Source organism: Catenulispora rubra (assembly GCF_015356825.1).
Taxonomy (GTDB): domain Bacteria; phylum Actinomycetota; class Actinomycetes; order Streptomycetales; family Catenulisporaceae; genus Catenulispora; species Catenulispora rubra.
Genome location: NZ_JAACYW010000663.1, coordinates 1 through 874, shown reverse-complemented (window position 1 = coordinate 874; position 874 = coordinate 1). Strand labels below are relative to the sequence as shown.

Annotated in this window: 1 protein-coding gene; it reads left to right on the top strand. The window is 71.3% G+C overall.

Translation table 11 applies throughout. The features are described 5' to 3' along the window. Positions 1-742 (top strand): maleylpyruvate isomerase family mycothiol-dependent enzyme (locus GWK61_RS54840; RefSeq protein WP_228564586.1); only part of this gene is annotated, 742 nt, incomplete at its 5' end. Positions 743-874: the final 132 nt, after the last annotated feature.

The window sequence follows — 874 nt, the reverse complement described above, 5'->3', positions numbered from 1 at the left end:
CGCCAAGGTCCGCCAAGCCGTCGCGAACGAGTGGCAGGCGCACATCGAGTACGCCGCCCGCCTGACGCCCGAACAGCTCGCGGCGCCGTCGAAGCTGACCGGCTGGGACGTGCGGACGCTGGTCGGGCACGTCGCCTTCACCGTGCACACGGTCCTGGTGCGGGCCGCCGAGCCGGTCGCCGGGGAGCAGGCGGAGGTCTACGACTGGATGACCTCGACGCCGACCGCCAGCGCCGCGGTCGACGCCGGCACCCGGGACCTGGTCGAGGGCGGCGTGGTGCTGGCCGACGAGGTGGCCGCGGCTGAGGAGCTCATCGCGCGTTACGGCGACGAGGACCTGATCGCGATGCGGTTCGGGCCGATGCGCTTCGACGACTTCCTGGTCTCGCGCATCGTGGAGGCCACGGTGCACGCCGACGACCTGGAGCGCTCCACCGGGATCGAGTTCCCGCACGACCGGGAGGCGCTGGCGATCACCGTCCGCCAGCTGGCCGACGCCATGGCCACCAAGGTCCCGGGCAATTCCGTGGAGCTGCGGGTGCCGCCGTTCGCCGCCGTGCAGTGCGTCCCGGGGCCGCGCCACACCCGCGGCACCCCACCGAACGTGGTCGAGATGGCGCCTCGGACCTGGATCCGGCTCGCGGCCGGCCGGATCACCTGGGCCGAGGCGATGGACCAGGCCCTGGTGTCGGCCTCGGGCCAGCGCGCGGACCTGGAGGAATTCCTGCCCTTGATGGGGTGAGGCCTCAATGCCGTTGGTTGTGTCATGCAAGTATTGGTTGTGGGGTGAGGGTTCGGGGTGGGATGCGGTAGCTGATGGGTTTGCCGATGGAGTCGGTGGGTCGGAGGCTGTAGCGGTTGCGGGCGCGTTTGA